The 255-nt window shown below is 69.4% G+C and carries 1 protein-coding gene; it reads right to left on the bottom strand.

Annotated features, from left to right (window positions below):
- Window positions 1-255: hypothetical protein (locus tag AB3X89_RS40650; protein ID WP_368588111.1), on the bottom strand; the 255-nt coding region annotated here is incomplete at both ends.

Genomic DNA, 255 nt, shown 5'->3' with positions numbered 1-255 from the left:
TCTGGCGCACCCACTGCTTCAGGCTCTCCTGTCGCGCCTTCACCGACGCGCGTTCGCCACTGATGTAGCGCGGCTTCCACTGGCGGGCCACCAGACTGTATGCCTTGAGCACCTGATACAGTGACAGGGCCGCACAGCGCGTGCCGCAGGCTTCGTCGCCGTCCTTCAGGCGCAGCCCGGCACGGGCGGCTGCCTCCCCGCGGGCCTGGCGCAGATACGCGTCGATCTTGCGTGCCACGACCGCCTGCAGCGCCT

The sequence above is a fragment of the Paraburkholderia sp. BR14320 genome (assembly GCF_040948665.1).
In the GTDB taxonomy this organism is placed as follows: domain Bacteria; phylum Pseudomonadota; class Gammaproteobacteria; order Burkholderiales; family Burkholderiaceae; genus Paraburkholderia; species Paraburkholderia youngii.
Note: the sequence above shows the minus strand (reverse complement) of the source record. Positions and strands in the feature narration are given on the sequence as shown.